Source organism: Vibrio sp. 10N (assembly GCF_036245475.1).
Classification (GTDB): domain Bacteria; phylum Pseudomonadota; class Gammaproteobacteria; order Enterobacterales; family Vibrionaceae; genus Vibrio.
This window is the reverse complement of the sequence record NZ_BTPM01000001.1, coordinates 3,026,189-3,045,345: the sequence shown is the minus strand read 5'-3', so window position 1 is coordinate 3,045,345 and position 19,157 is coordinate 3,026,189. Positions and strand designations below refer to the sequence as shown.

The 19,157-nt window shown below is 47.0% G+C and carries 19 protein-coding genes and 1 other RNA gene; 10 read left to right on the top strand and 10 right to left on the bottom strand.

Features of this window, described 5'->3' with window-relative positions; all coding sequences use genetic code 11:
- Positions 1–39 precede the first annotated feature (39 nt).
- A complete protein-coding gene (gene metK, locus AAA946_RS14115) occupies positions 40–1,191 on the bottom strand; it encodes a methionine adenosyltransferase (RefSeq protein WP_112478573.1) in 1,152 nt (383 codons plus the stop codon).
- A 310-nt stretch (positions 1,192–1,501) separates the two neighbouring features.
- Between metK and tkt the strand changes: the two genes are divergently transcribed.
- Complete coding sequence (gene tkt, locus AAA946_RS14110) at positions 1,502–3,514, top strand: transketolase (RefSeq protein ID WP_112478572.1); 2,013 nt, start codon at positions 1,502–1,504, stop codon at positions 3,512–3,514.
- A 51-nt stretch (positions 3,515–3,565) separates the two neighbouring features.
- On the opposite strand, the gene AAA946_RS14105 is transcribed toward tkt, so the two are convergent.
- Positions 3,566–3,802, bottom strand: a complete 237-nt coding sequence (locus AAA946_RS14105) for a hypothetical protein (RefSeq protein WP_338165845.1) — start codon at positions 3,800–3,802, stop codon at positions 3,566–3,568.
- A 218-nt stretch (positions 3,803–4,020) separates the two neighbouring features.
- On the opposite strand from AAA946_RS14105, the gene epd reads away from it, so the two are divergent.
- The 4 genes from epd (at position 4,021) to mscS (ending at position 8,701) form a co-directional block, all read left to right on the top strand.
- Positions 4,021–5,046, top strand: a complete 1,026-nt coding sequence (gene epd / locus AAA946_RS14100) for an erythrose-4-phosphate dehydrogenase (protein ID WP_042496206.1) — start codon at positions 4,021–4,023, stop codon at positions 5,044–5,046.
- Between the two features lie 151 nt (positions 5,047–5,197).
- A complete protein-coding gene (locus AAA946_RS14095) occupies positions 5,198–6,361 on the top strand; it encodes a phosphoglycerate kinase (RefSeq protein ID WP_112460540.1) in 1,164 nt (387 codons plus the stop codon).
- 138 nt (positions 6,362–6,499) lie between these two features.
- Positions 6,500–7,576: a class II fructose-bisphosphate aldolase gene (gene fbaA / locus AAA946_RS14090; RefSeq protein ID WP_042473266.1), complete on the top strand. Its 1,077-nt coding sequence runs from the start codon at positions 6,500–6,502 to the stop codon at positions 7,574–7,576.
- A gap of 261 nt (positions 7,577–7,837) precedes the next feature.
- Positions 7,838–8,701 (top strand): small-conductance mechanosensitive channel MscS, encoded by an 864-nt coding sequence (gene mscS / locus AAA946_RS14085; protein ID WP_338165398.1) that lies wholly within the window; start codon positions 7,838–7,840, stop codon positions 8,699–8,701.
- 38 nt (positions 8,702–8,739) lie between these two features.
- Here mscS and AAA946_RS14080 read toward each other — a convergent pair whose 3' ends face one another.
- Entirely contained in the window at positions 8,740–9,237 is a 498-nt protein-coding gene (locus AAA946_RS14080) for a YbaK/EbsC family protein (protein ID WP_338165397.1), read from the bottom strand.
- 6 nt (positions 9,238–9,243) lie between these two features.
- Positions 9,244–9,864, bottom strand: a complete 621-nt coding sequence (locus tag AAA946_RS14075; protein WP_042496218.1) for a LysE/ArgO family amino acid transporter — start codon at positions 9,862–9,864, stop codon at positions 9,244–9,246.
- Between the two features lie 121 nt (positions 9,865–9,985).
- Here AAA946_RS14075 and AAA946_RS14070 point away from each other — a divergent pair, with 121 nt between their 5' ends.
- Both AAA946_RS14070 and AAA946_RS14065 read left to right on the top strand, forming a co-directional pair.
- Complete coding sequence (locus tag AAA946_RS14070; RefSeq protein WP_338165396.1) at positions 9,986–10,882, top strand: LysR family transcriptional regulator ArgP; 897 nt, start codon at positions 9,986–9,988, stop codon at positions 10,880–10,882.
- 108 nt (positions 10,883–10,990) lie between these two features.
- Entirely contained in the window at positions 10,991–11,686 is a 696-nt protein-coding gene (locus AAA946_RS14065) for an oxidative stress defense protein (protein ID WP_338165395.1), read from the top strand.
- Between the two features lie 54 nt (positions 11,687–11,740).
- Here AAA946_RS14065 and serA read toward each other — a convergent pair whose 3' ends face one another.
- From serA to AAA946_RS14040, 5 genes are all read right to left on the bottom strand, one after another.
- The gene (gene serA / locus AAA946_RS14060; RefSeq protein WP_338165394.1) at positions 11,741–12,970 is read right to left on the bottom strand and encodes a phosphoglycerate dehydrogenase; all 1,230 of its coding nucleotides are present in this window, start codon (positions 12,968–12,970) and stop codon (positions 11,741–11,743) included.
- 293 nt (positions 12,971–13,263) lie between these two features.
- Positions 13,264–13,920, bottom strand: coding sequence for a ribose-5-phosphate isomerase RpiA (gene rpiA / locus AAA946_RS14055; protein ID WP_042496226.1), 657 nt, complete (start codon positions 13,918–13,920; stop codon positions 13,264–13,266).
- 133 nt (positions 13,921–14,053) lie between these two features.
- The gene (locus tag AAA946_RS14050; protein WP_338165393.1) at positions 14,054–14,647 is read right to left on the bottom strand and encodes a 5-formyltetrahydrofolate cyclo-ligase; all 594 of its coding nucleotides are present in this window, start codon (positions 14,645–14,647) and stop codon (positions 14,054–14,056) included.
- Between the two features lie 3 nt (positions 14,648–14,650).
- Positions 14,651–14,834, bottom strand: a non-coding RNA gene (ssrS, locus tag AAA946_RS14045) — 6S RNA.
- Between the two features lies 1 nt (position 14,835).
- On the bottom strand, positions 14,836–15,147 hold the full coding sequence (locus tag AAA946_RS14040) for a cell division protein ZapA (protein WP_338165392.1): 312 nt from the start codon (positions 15,145–15,147) through the stop codon (positions 14,836–14,838).
- Positions 15,148–15,421: 274 nt separating this feature from the next.
- On the opposite strand from AAA946_RS14040, the gene AAA946_RS14035 reads away from it, so the two are divergent.
- The 3 genes from AAA946_RS14035 to AAA946_RS14025 are packed head-to-tail and all read left to right on the top strand — an operon-like array spanning position 15,422 to position 18,464.
- Positions 15,422–16,003 (top strand): YecA/YgfB family protein, encoded by a 582-nt coding sequence (locus AAA946_RS14035; RefSeq protein WP_338165391.1) that lies wholly within the window; start codon positions 15,422–15,424, stop codon positions 16,001–16,003.
- A gap of 39 nt (positions 16,004–16,042) precedes the next feature.
- The gene (gene ubiH / locus AAA946_RS14030; protein WP_338165390.1) at positions 16,043–17,236 is read left to right on the top strand and encodes a 2-octaprenyl-6-methoxyphenyl hydroxylase; all 1,194 of its coding nucleotides are present in this window, start codon (positions 16,043–16,045) and stop codon (positions 17,234–17,236) included.
- A 7-nt stretch (positions 17,237–17,243) separates the two neighbouring features.
- Positions 17,244–18,464: an FAD-dependent 2-octaprenylphenol hydroxylase gene (locus tag AAA946_RS14025; RefSeq protein ID WP_338165389.1), complete on the top strand. Its 1,221-nt coding sequence runs from the start codon at positions 17,244–17,246 to the stop codon at positions 18,462–18,464.
- Positions 18,465–18,604: 140 nt separating this feature from the next.
- Here AAA946_RS14025 and AAA946_RS14020 read toward each other — a convergent pair whose 3' ends face one another.
- A complete protein-coding gene (locus AAA946_RS14020; RefSeq protein ID WP_338165388.1) occupies positions 18,605–18,811 on the bottom strand; it encodes a DUF1107 domain-containing protein in 207 nt (68 codons plus the stop codon).
- Positions 18,812–19,157: the final 346 nt, after the last annotated feature.

Below are 19,157 nucleotides of genomic sequence, written 5' to 3'. Positions count from 1 at the left end.
TGAGGGCTTTTTTGGAGTAAAAACTCAGGCTAAGAGTAATTACAGACCAGCAAACTCACGTAGGATTGCTGCTTTATCTGTCGCTTCCCAAGGGAATTCTTCGCGACCGAAGTGGCCGTATGCTGCTGTCTTTTTGTAGATAGGCTGAAGCAGGTTTAGCATCTCTTGTAGACCGTATGGACGTAGGTCGAAGTTTTGACGAACCGCTTCTACGATGATGTCGTGAGAAACTTTTTCAGTACCAAATGTCTCAACCATGATAGACGTTGGATCCGCAACACCGATTGCGTAAGACAGTTGGATCTCACAACGGTCAGCCATACCAGCCGCTACGATGTTCTTCGCTACATAACGTGCTGCGTATGCTGCAGAACGGTCAACTTTTGATGGATCTTTACCAGAGAATGCACCGCCACCGTGACGAGCTGCACCGCCGTAGGTATCAACGATGATCTTACGACCTGTTAGACCACAGTCACCCATAGGACCGCCGATTACGAAACGACCGGTTGGGTTGATGAAGAAGTTGGTTTCTTTGTTGATCCACTCAGATGGTAGTACTGGCTTGATGATCTCTTCCATTACCGCTTCACGCAGATCAGGTGTTGAGATTGAATCACAGTGCTGAGTTGAAAGAACAACCGCATCGATACCCACGATCTTACCTTGGTCGTATTGGAACGTTACCTGAGACTTAGCGTCTGGACGTAGCCAAGGTAGAGTGCCGTTTTTACGTACTTCTGCTTGCTTTTGAACAAGGCGGTGAGAGTAAGTAATAGGTGCTGGCATTAGGATGTCAGTTTCGTTCGTTGCGTAACCGAACATGATGCCTTGGTCGCCTGCGCCTTGCTCTTTAGGATCCGCTTTATCAACACCTTGGTTGATATCTGGAGACTGCTTACCGATGGTGTTTAGAACGGCACAAGAGTCCGCATCAAAACCCATATCAGAGTGCACGTAGCCGATTTCGCGAACGGTTTCACGAGTTAGCTCTTCGATGTCTACCCATGCTGAAGTGGTGATCTCACCACCCACCATCACCATGCCAGTCTTAACGTAAGTTTCACAAGCAACACGTGCTTTTGGATCTTGTTCTAGGATTGCATCAAGAACCGCGTCAGAGATTTGGTCTGCGATTTTATCTGGATGGCCTTCTGATACTGACTCAGAAGTAAACAGGTGCTTAGCCATGAGAGCTCCAATTACTGTTTTTAAGCGAGTGTCTAATTACTCACTTGTAATAAATTCAATGATATATAGTAGGTGTATCTACATCTAGACGTCTATTCTAGTCATCAATGTTCGATTAGCAAGCGATTTTTGCTTTTAACATATAGCCAAACGTTTGCCTGTTTTAAACGCTGCGAGCCATATTCAGCCGACATTATTCGGCGAAAATGCCAAAAAATGACGGTAAATCGTTTGCAGAGACTATATCGCTTTGCGACAATAGCGGCCGCTGATTATTCAATCAGTCTATGAAAAACTTGGAATTCGCTTAATGCACTCAGGAGCAGACATGTCTTCTCGTAAACAACTCGCTAATGCAATCCGCGCGCTAAGCATGGATGGTGTTCAACAAGCTAACTCAGGTCACCCAGGTGCACCTATGGGTATGGCAGATATCGCTGAAGTTCTTTGGCGTTCTCACCTAAATCACAACCCGTCAAACCCAGAGTGGGCTGACCGCGACCGTTTTGTTCTGTCTAACGGCCACGGCTCTATGCTGATTTACTCTCTGCTTCACCTCAGCGGCTACGAGCTGTCAATTGACGATCTTAAAAACTTCCGTCAACTGCACTCAAAAACGCCTGGTCACCCAGAGTACGGCTACGCACCAGGTATCGAGACGACGACTGGCCCTCTAGGCCAAGGCATCACTAACGCGGTTGGTATGGCGATTGCTGAGAAATCTCTTGCAGCGCAATTCAACAAAGAAGGTCACGACATCGTTGACCACTTCACTTATGTCTTCATGGGTGATGGCTGTCTGATGGAAGGTATCTCTCACGAAGCGTGTTCACTAGCGGGTACTCTAGGTCTTGGTAAGCTGATCGCTTTCTGGGATGACAACGGCATCTCTATTGATGGCGAAGTGGAAGGCTGGTTCTCTGATGATACGCCTAAACGCTTTGAAGCGTACGGCTGGCACGTAATCCCTGCAGTAGACGGTCACGATGCTGACGCGATCAATGCAGCGATTGAAGCGGCAAAAGCGGATCCACGTCCAACACTTATCTGTACTAAAACCATCATCGGTTTTGGTTCACCAAACAAAGCGGGCTCTCACGACTGTCACGGTGCACCACTAGGTCACGACGAAATTGCAGCAGCACGCGAATTCCTAGGTTGGGAACACGGTCCATTCGAAATCCCAGCGGACATCAAAGCTGAGTGGGATGCAAACGAAGCGGGTAGCGCAAAAGAAGCAGCTTGGAACGAGAAGCTAGCAGCTTATGAAGCGGCTTACCCAGAGCTTGCGGCTGAGTTTAAACGTCGTGTAAACGGTGAGCTTCCTGCTCAGTGGGAACAAGAAGCAAGCAAGATCATTGCTGACCTTCAAGCGAACCCAGCAAACATTGCATCACGTAAAGCGTCTCAAAACGCTCTAGAAGCGTTCGGTAAGATGCTTCCTGAGTTCATGGGCGGCTCTGCTGACCTAGCACCATCAAACCTAACCATGTGGTCTGGTTCTCAGTCGCTAACGGCTGACGATGCGTCTGGCAACTACATCCACTACGGTGTACGTGAGTTTGGTATGACGGCGATCATCAACGGTATCGCGCTACACGGTGGTTTCGTTCCTTACGGTGCAACATTCCTAATGTTCATGGAATACGCTCGTAACGCAATGCGCATGGCGGCACTGATGAAAGTGCAAAACATCCAAGTTTACACGCACGACTCTATCGGTCTGGGTGAAGATGGTCCAACGCACCAACCAGTTGAGCAAATCGCATCACTACGCGTAACGCCAAATATGAGCACATGGCGCCCATGTGACCAGGTTGAGTCTGCAGTGGCTTGGAAATACGCGATTGAGCGTAAAGATGGCCCAACATCGCTGATCTTCTCTCGTCAAAACCTAACACAGCAAGATCGTGACGCTGAGCAGCTAGCAAACGTTGCTAAAGGTGGTTACATCCTGAAAGATTGCGAAGGCACGCCAGAGCTGATCCTTATCGCGACAGGTTCTGAGGTTGAGCTAGCAACAAACGCTTACGCTGAACTGACGGCTGAAGGCAAGAAGGTACGCGTCGTATCGCTTCCTTCAACTGACGTCTTTGACGCGCAAGATGAAGCATACCGTGAAGCGGTTCTTCCAGCGGCAGTAACTAAGCGTATCGCGGTTGAAGCGGGTATTGCCGATTACTGGTACAAGTATGTTGGCTTCGGTGGCAAGATCATCGGTATGACGACATTTGGTGAGTCTGCACCGGCAGGCGAGCTATTCAAGATGTTTGGTTTCACAACGGAAAACGTTGTGAACACAGCAAAAGAGCTGCTTGCATAAGCACCTTCTCTTGAAATGAAAAACCGAGCCTAGTGCTCGGTTTTTTTGTGGCTATTCAAACTCTTTGCCCTTGTTATCAAGTGTGCGTTTGCCACAGTCTTGGCAGGTTATGTAGCGATCCATATCGTAGTAATGGCCGCCATTAATAAACGTATGCGCAAACAGCTTAATCTTGCCCATTAAGGATGGGTCGGTATCGTAACTGCTTGGCTTGCGTACCAGCATCTCTTTGTGAGTGGTGGATTTGTTGCAAGTTTGGCAGTAGGTTGAGCTTGTCATAGAGAACATCTCCTGTGCGTTAAAAACTGTGTGGTTAAAAGACACAAGATCATGACTCTTGTATGAGTGTAACAGGGGTATAGATAAGAAGAGTGAGCGCTTTAGAGAGGTGCATCGCAACTATTGGTGATAAATAGCGCAATCAAATTGCTAATCACGTAATGCGAAATGACGGTCGATCGGTTACCATGCAAGCCTTTATCACGTGAACAAAAAGGCGTAATGCGATGCTAAGAGTGGCAATTAATGGCTTTGGACGCATTGGACGGAATGTACTCAGAGCGCTATACGAAAGCGAGAAGAACGATCAAATCAAAGTCGTCGCCGTGAACGAACTTGCGCAACCTGAAGCGATGGCTCATTTGCTTCAATACGATACCAGTCATGGTCGTTTTGATAAAAAGGTCACCCACGACCAAGAGCATCTCTATCTGACTCACAAAGATGGTCAGTTCGACACCATTCGTATTTTGCATCTTGAAGACATCAGTCTATTGCCTTGGAAGAATCTAGAAGTCGATATTGTCTTAGACTGTACTGGTGTGTTTGGTAGCCGCGCAGATGGCGAGAAACATATAGAAGCTGGCGCTAAAAAGGTGCTGTTTTCTCATCCTGGTAGTAATGATCTTGATAACACCATTATTTACGGTGTTAACCACCATACTCTGACCAAAGATCACACCATTGTCTCCAACGGTTCTTGCACCACAAACTGCATCGTGCCAGTTATCCAAGCGTTAGATGAAGCCTTTGGTATCGACTCTGGGACTATCACCAGCATTCACTCTTCAATGAATGATCAACAAGTTATCGATGCCTATCATGGCGATCTACGACGTACTCGCTCAGCCAGTCTATCTATCATTCCGGTGGATACGAAACTTCACAAAGGCATCGAACGCATCTTTCCGAAATTTTCTAACAAATTTGAAGCAATTTCTGTAAGAGTGCCAACAATTAACGTCACCGCTATGGATCTTAGTGTAACTATAAATACGAATGTGAAAGTTAATGACGTAAATCAAGTCATTATTAACGCTTCTCGGTGTACATTAGACGGCATTGTTGACTATACTGAAGCACCGCTGGTTTCCGTGGACTTTAACCACGACCCACATAGCGCCATTGTTGATGGGACACAGACTCGAGTGAGTGATGGTCGTCTGGTCAAAATGTTGGTGTGGTGTGACAACGAGTGGGGCTTTGCTAACCGCATGTTAGACACCGCGTTAGCAATGCAAGCGTCTCAGTAGTATCAAGGGCGCTCTTGGGGAAAATATTAATTTTGAAGGTTGAAATTAATATTCATGAGCCCAATATAAGTAACCAGTTGATGAATTCTAAAACTTGGCAAGAAGCCGGGTTTCAAAAACTTTATTTATTTTTTAGTTGAGAGGACTAAACATGTCTGTAATCAAGATGACTGACCTGGATCTAGCAGGTAAACGCGTATTTATCCGTGCTGATCTGAACGTACCAGTAAAAGACGGTAAAGTAACATCTGACGCTCGTATCCTTGCGTCTCTACCAACCATCAAGCACTGCCTAGAAGCTGGCGCTAAAGTTATGGTTACGTCTCACCTAGGTCGTCCTACTGAAGGCGAGTACGCAGAAGAGTTCTCTCTACAACCTGTTGTTAACTACCTAAACGACGCACTTGAGTGTGAAGTTAAGCTTGCTAAAGATTACCTAGACGGTCTTGAGCTAAATACAGGTGAGCTTGTTGTTCTTGAAAACGTTCGCTTTAACAAAGGCGAGAAGAAGAACGAAGAAGAGCTATCTAAGAAATACGCTGCACTGTGTGACATCTTCGTAATGGATGCATTCGGTACTGCTCACCGTGCACAAGCGTCTACTCACGGCGTTGGCATGAACGCACCTGTAGCTTGTGCTGGTCCTCTACTAGCTAACGAACTAGACGCACTAGGCAAAGCAATGGACAAGCCTGCTCGTCCAATGGTTGCTATCGTGGGTGGTTCTAAAGTTTCTACTAAGCTAACGGTTCTTGAGTCGCTATCTAAAATCGCTGACCAACTTGTTGTTGGTGGTGGTATCGCGAACACGTTCATTGCAGCTGCTGGCCACAACGTAGGTAAGTCTCTATACGAAGCAGACCTAGTCGACACAGCTAAGAAGCTAATGGACGAGTGTGCAATTCCAGTGGCGACTGACGTTGCATGTGCAAAAGCATTCGACGAGAACGCAGAAGCGGAAATCAAGCACGTATCTGAAGTTCAAGACGACGACATGATTTTCGACCTAGGTCCAGACTCAACAGCTGAACTAGCGAAAATCCTAAAAGATGCTAAAACTATCCTATGGAACGGCCCTGTTGGCGTATTCGAATTCAAGAACTTCGAAGCGGGTACAGAAGGCATTTCTAAAGCGATCGCTGAATCTGAAGGTTTCTCTGTAGCAGGTGGTGGTGACACGCTAGCAGCTATCGACAAGTTCGGTATCAAAGCTGACGTTTCTTACATCTCTACAGGTGGCGGTGCATTCCTTGAGTTTGTTGAAGGTAAAGTACTACCAGCAGTAGCAATGCTTGAAGAGCGTGCTAAAGCATAATTATCTTTTTATAAAGCGGGCTAATGAGTCCGCTTTTATCTATGCTGCAATGGCTGGTTAACTTTGATACAATGCCGCCCATTGTGAGCAAACGATTGCCAATTTTTATTTAAAACGACAGAAAATAGGACTTATTCCATGTCTAAGATCTTCGACTTCGTAAAACCAGGTGTTATCTCTGGCGATGACGTTCAGAAAGTATTTGAAGTTGCTAAAGAGAACAACTTCGCTCTTCCTGCAGTTAACGTAGTTAACACTGACTCTATCAACGGTGTTCTTGAAGCTGCAGCTAAAGTTAAAGCTCCAGTTGTAGTTCAGTTCTCTAACGGCGGTGCTGGCTTCTTCGCTGGTAAAGGCGTTAAGCTTGAAGGTCAAGGCGCGCAAATCCTAGGTGCAGTTGCTGGTGCAAAATACGTTCACGCAGTTGCTGAATCTTACGGTGTTCCAGTAATTCTTCACACTGACCACGCGGCTAAGAAACTTCTACCATGGATCGACGGTCTTCTAGATGCGGGTGAAGAGTTCTTCGCTCAAACTGGTAAGCCACTATTCTCTTCTCACATGATCGACCTTTCTGAAGAGTCTCTAGAAGAGAACATCGAAATCTCTGCTAAGTACCTAGCTCGCATGGCGAAAATGGGTATGACTCTAGAGATCGAACTAGGTTGTACTGGTGGTGAAGAAGACGGCGTAGATAACTCTCACATGGACGCATCTGAGCTTTACACTTCTCCAGAAGACGTAGCATACGCATACGAGAAACTAAACGCTGTTAGCCCACGTTTCACTATCGCTGCTTCTTTCGGTAACGTACACGGTGTTTACAAGCCAGGTAACGTTGTTCTAACTCCAACTATCCTACGTGACTCTCAAGCATACTGTGCAGAGAAGTTCGGTATCGCACCTAACGCTCTAAACTTCGTATTCCACGGTGGTTCTGGTTCTACTGAAGCAGAAATCCAAGAGTCTATCGGCTACGGTGTTATCAAAATGAACATCGATACTGATACACAGTGGGCAACTTGGGATGGTATTCGTTCTTACGAAGCTGAGAACCACGATTACCTACAAGGTCAAATCGGTAACCCAACTGGCGAAGACGCGCCAAACAAGAAGTACTACGATCCACGCGTATGGCTACGTGCAGGTCAATCTTCAATGGTTGCTCGTCTAGAGAAAGCTTTCGCTGACCTAAACGCTATCGACGTACTATAAGATTAAATCGCATAAGATTTAACTGATAGTAAGATGAAAAAAGTCGCTCTTTGGAGCGGCTTTTTTTATGCCTGATGGAAAATAACGTGATGTGATTAAAAAAACTGGCACAACTGCTGTTGATTGCGTAACCTTTTGTTATGTTTTGTGTATTGGTATTTTCTGCCGGTATGCTTGAAACGATTTTGCGCGCCTTTGCTAATAAGTCAGTGGTATTAGCTAAGACTCGCTTTGCTCATCATTATCCTAGAGGTACACAATATGGCCAATGAGTCTGTTGATATTGAAACTCCCCTTGTAGACAGTCTGTCACATGCTGAAAAATGGTTAACGAATAACTCCGATCTTCTGCTTCAGTACGGTGTGAATATCATTTCTGCACTGCTTATCCTGTTCATTGGTAACATCGTGGTTAAAGCGATTGCGGGCAGCGTAGCTAAGTTGCTGCACAAGAAGAAAATGGATAAGGCCGTTGTCGAGTTTATTCACGGCATCGTACGTTACACCTTGTTTGTTATCGTGCTTATCGCAGCATTAAGCCGTATTGGTGTGCAAACCGCATCAGTGGTTGCAGTGATTGGTGCGGCGGGTTTGGCTATCGGTCTTGCGCTGCAAGGCTCACTGTCTAACTTTGCTGCTGGTGTATTGATTGTTGGCTTCCGTCCATTCAAGTCAGGCGATTACGTAGAAATTGGTGGTGTTGCTGGCTCGGTGGATTCTATTCAGATTTTCCAAACTGTTCTAACGACCCCTGATAACAAAATGGTTGTGGTACCAAACGCATCTGTTATTGGTTCACCTATCACTAACTACTCTCGTCATGCGACGCGTCGTATTGACCATGTGATTGGCGTCTCTTACGGTGCGGATTTGAAGAAGACCCAAGAAGTGATTCGTAAAACGCTTGAAGCGGATGAGCGTGTTCTAAAAGAGCCGGGTATCACTGTTGGTGTGGTCGCGCTTGCTGATTCTTCTGTGAACTTTGTGGTTCGTCCATGGGTTCGTACGGAGCAGTACTGGGATGTGTACTTTGATACACTACAAGCGATCAAAGAAGCGCTCGATGCAGAAGGTATTGAAATTCCATTTCCACAAATGGATGTGCATTTGAACAAAGTGGACTGATCGCTCAGACTTTAATATCGGATGTAAAAAAGGAGAAGCTAGGCTTCTCCTTTTTCTATTTCAATCACTTCATTTGCAACGCTGTCTAACACTCGTTTGAGAGTGCTGCCATCAATGCCAAATGTCCACTCAGGCTTGCCTGGTGTATACAGGATCTCTTCGGCATCAAACAAACGGCTATCGACAACGATGGTGATGTCATCCGGGAGTCCTATCGGGCATACCGCCCCCGGTACGCAGCCTATCTGCTCAATCATTTCTTCATTGCTGCAGATAGAGGTACGTTTTCCGAGCGCGTGTTTTAGCTGCGCCTTGTCTAACCTAGAGTCTTTATCGGTAAGGAACAGAGCAAACCCTCCGCCCTTCTTTTTCAAGAACAAGCTCTTGCTATGCAGCCCTGTCCAACCAAGCTCTTTCGCTATACGAACATCTGTTTCAAAGTCCAGAATAGGCTCATGCTGCCACTTCGAAAAGGAGACCGATAAGGCCTCCAGTAACGTAAGGTTGGCAAGATAGATGCTCTCTGTTCTATCCATTCAGGTTTACTCCATTAACCCTTTGGTAAGTAGTAGAGCAATAGTAAACATCATGGCCGCTACCGCCAAGTCGATACCTTTCTTAACTTTAGGTTTTGATAGCGTTGGGCCGAGTTTTGCCGCGCCCATCGAGAGCGAATAGAACCAAACAAATGAAGCCAGTACCGTACCGATAGCAAAGGCAATTCGGTCATTACCTTCAAACTGACCACCAATCGAGCCGAGAATCACCACGGTATCGAGGTACAAGTGTGGGTTTAGCACGGTAACCGCAAGGGCACCTAAAACCACGGTTCGTCTGCCGCGTGCGAGCACTTCACCCGATGACTCTTTTGCCGCTGGTGCTTTAAATGCACTGCGCAGTGACAACAAGCCGTAACCGGTTAAAAAGGCGATACCACCCAGTGTCACAGCAGTAAGTAATAGTTCATTCTGCGATAGGATCGCACCACCGCCAAAAATACCCAGAGAGATGAACGTCATGTCCAGTAGGCTGCATACCGTCGCCGTTGTCAGGTGATGATTGCGTTTAATGCCCTGATTTAATACATAAGCGTTCTGAGCGCCAATTGGGATAATCATAGTCGCGCCCAATCCGAAACCTTGAAGAAGCACCCAAAAATTCACTTTAATTTCCTCACAACTGCATAAAAGAGAGCGAGAGAATAGCGATTCGATTATGATTAGGATAGTTAATAATATTAATGAGAAATAAGCTTAGCTAATGGCTGTTTTGAGAGGTTAAAAGATGCGCGGATTAGACTACAAATGGATAGAGGCACTGGATGCGATTGTTGAGCAAAAAAGCTTCGATAAAGCGGCGGAGCACTTGTATATCTCTCAATCTGCCGTATCTCAGCGCGTGAAGCAACTGGAAAAATGGTTGGCGCAGCCGGTATTGGTTCGTGAGCAGCCACCACGTCCAACCGCAGTGGGGAAAAAGTTGCTTGGGCTATATCGCCGTGTGCGTTTGCTAGAACAAGAGTTGGTGCCAGAGCTTGCTGCCGATCTTGGCGATAAGCCGCTATCGGTTTCTCTCGCGACGAACGCAGATAGTCTAGCGACTTGGCTGTTACCGAGTTTGTTTCCACTGCTCGAGTCCAAGCGCGTAGAGCTTGATCTTATTGTTGATGATGAAGGTCGAACAATAGAAAAGCTGAAAAATGGAGAAGTAGTCGGCGCAATCAGTCTAGAGCCGCAATCGATTCCTGGCTGTGTGGCCGATTACTTAGGACGCGTTGACTATCTTTGCGTGGCAAGCCCAAGTTTTATCAAACGATACTTCAGCCAAGGAGTGAACCGGGAAACCTTAATGAAAGCGCCAGCCGTTGCCTATGACCAACACGACAAGATGCATCAGAAGTTTGTGAGTCAACACTTCAATATTATGCGCGGCAACATACTTAAACACACCGTGCGAAGCTCAGAAGCGTTTGTGAAACTGGCGGTCGCCGGTGTGGCTTACTGCCTTATTCCTAAGCTGCAAATCCAAGATGAACTCGAGTCCGGTGCCTTGATTGAATTGACGCCCAATATCTTACTATCACACCAAATCTACTGGCATCACTGGCAGTTAGAAAGTGGTGTGCTCAGTGAAGTGTCGGATGCCATTATTGGCCATGCTAGGCAGTTCTTGCCTCAGTAATGACAGACATTGTTTGGTCAATGTTCTGTCAGCTTTTCAATGTCCGGGAACCTATAATTCAAACTTATGCCTAATATTGAGTATAAGAAAATAAGACGAGGAGTCTTCATGAAACAGTCTTTAGTTGTTGGTAGTTTGGTCGTCAGTCTATTTGCGGCGCCAGTGTTTGCGAGTCAGCCGGAATTTGCCCACATTTCTACAACAGGCTACGGTGAAATCCAAGCCAAACCGGATATGGCAGAGTTTTCAGTTCGCGTGGTTCAGTCTCAGATGGATGCTGATCAAGCCAAGCAAGGAGTGGATACCGTTGTCGACAAATTTCTTGATGGCTTAACTAAGAATGGTATCGACAAAGCGGATATCCAAAGCTCAAACCTTTACCTATCACCGCAGTATCATTATCCAGAAAAAGGTAAGCCTGAGCTGATTGGCTATCGCGCCTCACGCACAGTGACCGTTCAAGTGATGGATCTCGATAAGCTCAATAATTATCTGGATCTTGCCTTAGAGTCGGGGATCAATCAGGTCGACAACATTCAACTGAAAGTCAAAGATCAAGGCCAGTATCAAGAAGCTGCTCGTATGGCGGCGATCAAAGACGCTCAGAGTAAAGCGTCGTCACTTGCGAAAGGGTTTGATCAGCAGCTCGGTAAAGTGTGGCGTATTGAGTACCTTCAGCAAAGGAACCAACCAGTAGTAATGCGAGCGATGGCCATGGATAATCAGGCGGAGTCGAACAGTTATCAAGACTCGGTGATTACCATTCGTGATCGTGTGGATGTGACTTATCGTATCGATGACTAACAAAAAACGCCCTGCATTTGCAGGGCGTTTTATTAATGATGACTAGCACTATCTTTAGTGAAGAATACGCGCTCTCAACGTTCCTTCAATCTGCTTCAATTTCGCCAACGCTTCTTCCGAACGCGCTGTCTCGACATCAATGACCACATAACCGATATCCGCGGACGTTTGTAGGTACTGACCTGCGATGTTAATCCCTTCCTCTGCAAAAATCGTGTTGATTTGCGTTAGGATACCTGGGCGGTTTTGGTGAATGTGTAGTAGGCGAGAGCAGTCAGTGTGCTCTGGCAGTGATACTTCTGGGAAGTTCACGCTTGATAGTGTTGAGCCGTTGTCTGAGTATTTCGCTAGTTTACCAGCAACCTCAACACCAATGTTCTCTTGTGCTTCTTGTGTAGAACCACCTACGTGCGGCGTAAGGATCACGTTGTCGAACTTCATTAGTGGAGACTCAAACGGGTCTGCGTTGGTTTTTGGCTCTTCAGGGAACACGTCAATCGCCGCGCCAGCGAGGTGACCGCCTTCAAGAGCATCACAAAGAGCTGGGATATCAACCACAGTACCACGCGCCGCGTTGATAAAGATTGAGCCTGGCTTCATGCGCTCGAACTCTGCTGCACCCATCATGTTCTTTGTGCCAGCGGTTTCTGGAACGTGCAGTGAGATGACGTCACACTTGTTCAATAGCTCAGTCATAGTGTGTACTTGTGTTGCATTACCAAGAGACAGCTTGTTCTCGATATCGTAGAAGTAGACACGCATACCCAAGTTTTCAGCAATGATACCCAGCTGAGTACCAATATGACCGTAACCGATAATACCAAGGCGCTTACCACGAGCTTCATAAGAGTTGTCCGCACTCTTCTTCCAAATGCCACGGTGAGCAAGAGCATTCTTCTCTGGAATGCCACGAAGTAGCAATAGGATTTGACCAAGGACTAACTCAGCCACGCTTCGCGTGTTTGAGAATGGTGCGTTGAAGACTGGCACGCCGCGCTTAGCCGCAGCTTCAAGGTTAACTTGGTTAGTACCGATACAGAAACAGCCAATCGCCACAAGTTTCTCTGCCGCGTTGATCACCTTGTCTGTCAGGTTAGTGCGGGAGCGAATACCGATAAAGTGAACGTCTTTTACCGCTTCCATTAGCTCGTCTTCTGGTAGCGAGCCTTTGTGGTAAGTGATATTGGTGTAACCGGCAGCTTGTAGAACCTCTACAGAAGATGGATGCAAACCTTCCAGCAGAAGAATCTTAATCTTGTCTTTTTCCAGTGAAACTTTGGCCATTGAACTCATCCTTAACATGGGAAATTTGGGCTAAAACGGCGCACATTTGACAGTGAGAATATCAGGGAGGGAGCTTCCAACTGCTTGAGGCAAACGTTTTCCTTGTGCGTCTTGTGACCAATAAAGTAACAAAAAAGTTTAACGATGGGTAAGAAAATTACGGAATAAGGCATAATTTTCTTATAGGAAAACGAAAAAACGGCACCAAGGGTGCCGTTTGTAGTCAAATGACGTAATCGCGTTCAATATATCGGCCAGTTATAAGGCCAGTTATAGTGTGAACGCACGTGTCATTAATCTTCGATTTTTGCGCCTTCTGGCGTACCAGTGATGATCACGTCGGCACCGCGGTGCGCGAACAGACCCACAGTCACCACACCCGCTAGGGCGTTGATTTTGTCTTCCATCGATTTTGGATCAGTGATTTGCATGCCGTGTACATCTAGGATCACGTTGCCGTTGTCGGTCACAACACCTTCGCGGTACACAGGGTCGCCGCCAAGCTTGACAAGTTCACGTGCTACGTATGAACGCGCCATTGGGATAACTTCTACAGGCAGTGGGAACTTGCCCAGAACGTCGACTGCTTTGGTGCCGTCAACGATACACACAAATTTGTCTGAGATAGCGGCTACGATCTTCTCACGAGTTAATGCAGCACCGCCGCCTTTGATCATGTCGCGAGCTGCGTTGATTTCATCTGCGCCGTCAACGTAAACATCAAGCGCTGCTACATCGTTACAGTCAAATACTTCGATGCCAAGTGCTTCTAGCTTCTCAGTGGAAGCAATAGAGCTTGAAACGGCACCTTTGATGTCTTCTTTGATTGTGCCTAGCGCATCAATAAAGTGGTTAACAGTAGAGCCGGTACCTACACCAACAATGCTGCCTTTCTCAACATACTTAAGTGCTGCCCAACCAGCGGCTTTCTTCATCTCGTCTTGAGTCATGGTGAAATCCCAATGTTTAGAATTAAGGTCAAAATGCGGGCGAATTATATATCAAAAAACGCAAAAAATGACGGTTAAGTTGGCGAAATGAAGAAAAACAGCAAAAAACAGCAATCGATTGCTCTGTTCGCGACTATTTTTGCCAGCGCCAAATTTTGCTTGGTGTCATGATGGTACTAAGTGGAATATCCCATGACTCAATCGGTAGCCGATCGACTTGCTGACAATCGTGAGCCAGCCCAATGGCTTTTGGACCAGCCTGATTAGTGGCAAACAGTGCCAGGGTTCGGTCATAGTAGCCGCCACCCATTCCGAGGCGTTGGCCATCGTCATCGAAAGCAACCAGCGGAGTAAAGATGATATCCAGATCCGCGACAGGGCATATCGTCTGCGTATCAAGCTTTGGTTCAAGGATCTTATATTGATTGTGTACCAGAGGAGTGGTGTGTGCGTAGCGCAAGAACAGGAGATGGCCTTTGGAAAAAGGATGGATAACAGGAAGGTAGGTCTCGATTCCTTGTTGCCAGCACCACTCAATCAGAGGCTGAGTATCGAGTTCACCATCGGTGGCCAGATACAGTGCAACTTTTTGACCAGCGCGGAGCTCGCGTAGCTGCTTGGCGCGTTCGACCAAGGCGAGGGCGTACTGAGCTTGCTGATCTATGCGTATAGATTGGCGGCGGCCTCGAATCAAGGTTCGAATTTGCTGCCTAGTCGATGGTGACATTAGGAATACCCCAGAGTGCCGTTGAGGATTGTGGCCCTTGAACCAGCTGGTTCAAGGCGGATCAGCAATGATAACCGTAGGCTTCTCGATACGAGCCGAGCTTGCTCAATAGCTATCAAGTACTAACCCTTTGGTATTGCTTATCGGCTCAGGGACTTAAATCCACTGACGCACACCCCAGGGTAAAATTAGGCTTGCTGTCCTTGCTTTACTTTGCTGATGACATCATCAAGCGATGCCGCGAGCTGTTCCATGCGCTCGTTTATTTGTGTCACTTCTTGCAGTGACTCATTACTGCGAGTATTAAGCTCATACGACATGTTAAGCGCCGCAATGGTAAGCAGTTTCAACTCGTTGGTTACTTTAGTCCTTTGGGACATCTCTTGCAATCGGTTATCCAAATCTTTCGCCGCTTGAATAAGGGTATCTTTCTGATCTGCGGGGCAATTTACCCGAGTCAGTTTACCCAAAATTTCCACTTCGACAGCTTGATTTTCCATAATGACAAGAACTCTTTTAAGTATCACCAATAGCGGTAATGTTGAGGGAGAAACTATAGGTAAAGCCACATTAAGATTCAAGCTTTTCTGGTGACTCCGTGCCAAATGCGTGGCTAATCACACACGAAATCGACAATTCGCACAAAAGCTATTCAGAAACGGGCGGGACACCATTTCCGCCATGAGTGGGAAGTGGTAGCATTGCACATCCAATTCGAATAAAAGCAGCGCTACTGATTACACAGCTGGCTGCTACAAGACAACGAGAATCGTTATGAGTGAATCAACACTACCCGATTACATTGCGGTAGCGACAGAGCTACAACAAGCCGGCCTTGCCGTTTCCCCTGCTGAACTGCATGGCCTATTGGTTGGCATGTTAAGTGGCGGGTTAGGTTTAAAAGATGACAGTTGGCAACCTCTGTTGTTTGACTACACCAATGATGGGCTAGGTTGGCCTCAATCATTGTTAACGCGTTCAAAAGCGTTGTTGGATTTGTCGATCAAAGAACTGACGGCTGAGCAGAGCTTTGAATTAGCGCTACTTATCCCTGGTGAGGGTGTTGATGCGAGTCTATTTGAACAGGCAGATGGCTTGAGCGAGTGGGTAAACCACTTCATCTCCGGTCTTGGCCTGATCAATGCGCCATTAGCGAAAGCGTCGGCGGATACCAAAGAGGCATTAGGTGATTTAGAAGAGATCGCGAGATTGGGCATTGATGAAGATGATGATCTCGAAGAGCAAGCGCAATTACTTGAGCAGGTTATCGAACACGTTAAAGCGTGCGTATTGACTATTCATGCCGAGTTTGGCGTAAAACCAAGTAAAGCGGCTGAGTCACCAACGATTCACTAATCCAGGTGCGGGTCAGGTTAGCGAACAAGGAGAAAGTCTGTGCCCAAAAAGTATGATGTTGTTATCGCTGGTGGAGCGATGGCGGGCGCGACGCTCGCCATGGCGTTGGATTCCAGCTTTGATCATGCGTTAAACATTGCGGTTGTCGAGTCATATGCACAAGACAATGCAGCTCACCCCGGGTTTGATGCCCGCTCAATTGCTCTTTCTCATGGAACGGTTGAACTGCTTAAAGAGTACGGGCTGTGGCATGTCATAGAAGATCATGCCACGCCAATCACTCACATTCATGTTTCTGACCGCGGCCATGCTGGAATGACCGATTTCTATGCGGAGAAAGAAGGTCTTGAGGCGATGGGGTACGTTGTTGAACTGGCCGAAGTTGGCAAGCGTTTCAATCAGCAGCTCGCAGAGCGTTCTCAAATCGACCTTTACTGTCCCTGTTCCGTGAGTGCAGTGACTCAGCATCAAGATGACGTCACGCTCGATATCAGTTCCTCGCAAGAAGAGACGCTGCAGTTGAAGGCAAAGTTAGTCATCGCGGCTGATGGTGCCGATTCTGCAATTTGTCATGCGACGGGATTAGCGCAACAGGTTCAAGACTTCAATCAAGTCGCGGTGATCGCCAATGTGTTGACCAGTGAAGCCCCAAACGGCCGAGCGTTTGAGCGATTTACCGAAGACGGCCCACTTGCCTTATTGCCGATGTCACAATCACGCAGCTCGCTCGTTTGGTGCATGCCAGCTACGAGCGCGCAATCTGTACAGGCGCTCTCTGATAGTGAGTTTCTCGATGCTCTTCAGCAAGCCTTTGGTTGGCGATTAGGGCGGTTTACCCGCGTCGGTTCGGTGGTTAGCTATCCGCTACTACTGAGATATCGACCACAAATTATTGCGCATCGTATTGCGGCGGTGGGGAATGCAGCGCAGACGCTACACCCGATCGCAGGACAAGGATTTAACCTTGGGATTCGCGATATTGCGACATTGGTGGATTCGCTGCGTGAAAACCGCAAAGATGTGGGTGAATACGCTAATCTAACTAAGTTTCAAGCACAACGTCAGCCCGATCGTGAGCTGACTATAACCATGACCTCTGGTTTGGTGCACGTATTTTCCAACGATTTATTAACGCTTAGGATGGCGAGAAATCTTGGGTTGGCAATGATGGACAATTTCCCACGGCTGAAGACGCCAGTGTTTAATCGTGCTTTGGGTGTGGTGAAAAGGTAATACGAAGATGCAAAGTTTTGATATCGCCATCGTCGGTGGTGGAATGGTGGGACTCGCGTTGGCGCGTGCTCTTAAAGATACTGGGTTGCGAATTGCGATCGTCGAGGGCACTACGCCCTCTAAAGATTTGTCTGGTGATCCCGATATTCGCGTATCAGCTCTCAGCCGAGCCAGCGAAATGATCCTTAAAAACCTCGGTGCGTGGGAGGCGATTGCAAAGCATCGCAATGCTCCGTATCAGGCGATGGAGGTTTGGGAGCAGGACAGTTTTGCCCGCATTGAGTTTTCTGCCAGCCAAATGTCACAACCCAACTTGGGCCACATTGTAGAGAATCGGGTGATTCAATTAGCGCTACTGGAGCAAGTTGAACAACAAAGCAATGTCACTCTATTTATGCCGCACCGTTGTCAGTCGATGGCGATTGGTGAGAGTGAGGTGTGGACGACTTTGGATAATGGTCAATCGTTTACCAGTAAGTTAATTGTCGGAGCCGATGGCGCTAATTCTTGGGTTCGTAAGCAACAAGATATTCCGCTTACCCATTGGGATTACGGCCATAGCGCGTTAGTGGCGAATATCTCTACGGCAGACCATCATGCTCGGGTAGCTCGCCAGGTGTTTACCTCGCAAGGGCCTTTGGCTTTCTTGCCAATGAATGATGACAATCTGTGTTCCATCGTATGGTCTACCGAGCCGTTACGCGCCGAGAAATTGGCGAAGATGTCTGATGAAGAGTTTAATAAAGCGCTGACGGCTGAATTTGACAGTCGATTAGGGCTATGCCAAGTGCAATCTGAGCGTCGAGTATTTCCACTTACCATGCGTTATGCACGTGATTTCGTCACTGAGCGTGTGGCGCTTGTTGGGGATGCGGCACATACGATTCATCCTCTCGCGGGACAGGGAGTGAACTTAGGGCTGCTTGATGCTGCGAGTTTGGCTCAAGAGCTAACGAAGCTTTGGCATGCAGGGAAAGATGTGGGGCGTAAGCGTCATTTACGAGAGTATGAGCGCTGGCGCAAAGCGGAAGCGGCGAAAATGATTGCTGCGATGCAAGGCTTCAAAGATCTATTTGAAGGCGACAACCCGGCTAAGAAATTGATCCGAGGCATTGGTATGAGTTTAGTAGGGCAGTTGCCTGGAGCTAAACAAGAGATCATGAGCCGTGCTTTGGGGATGCGAGGCAGGCTTCCAGAGCTGGCTAAGTCTCTGGTAGTTCAGGACTAATATTGTTCCAAATCGTCTTTTCGGAGCAAAAATTAAAGGACAGCCTTAGGCTGTCCTTTTTAATGTGGTGGATATTCTTGTCTGCGCAGGTGAAAGCAAATGAGGATGAGACGCAGTGACAAGTTTGACTAAAATTTCAGTTAGGCGTACGCGCACCTCAGCTTCATCACTTCTTGGTTTACTTCTTTTACCGCTTTGAAATGGCGCTGTTCTGCACGATCTGGGATGATCAGTTTTCCGTTATCGAACTCAAAGCCGCCGATTCCATAAATGTAGATTTTCCCCTTGAACAATCGACTTATGTGTTTAGCAATCATACTTGGCGTATAGCGCTTAAACAGTCTCATTTAACCTTCCTTATAGTGTTACCTAACGTTGTCCTAGCTCGAGAATTATAGATAAAACCCCAGCTAAAATGTGTGATTAAGGAGGCTTAATTGCCCTCTTGTTAGCGTCACTTTTTTGTTTTGTGCTACGTTTTGCATTTCTTCCAACTTATCGCCAATGCCACGTGATACTTAGCACAAAAGCTCATCGTGGGGGCTTCCATTCTTTTTACTATGCTGTTTCTGATAGCCTAGTTGTTAGATTTTCAGAATTAACAATATTAAGTACGCCCGATTCTTGGTTTTCGATTGGTTTTAAGTTGCTTACGTTTTAGTAGACCGGATAAATCAAGAAAAGTTGTCGCCA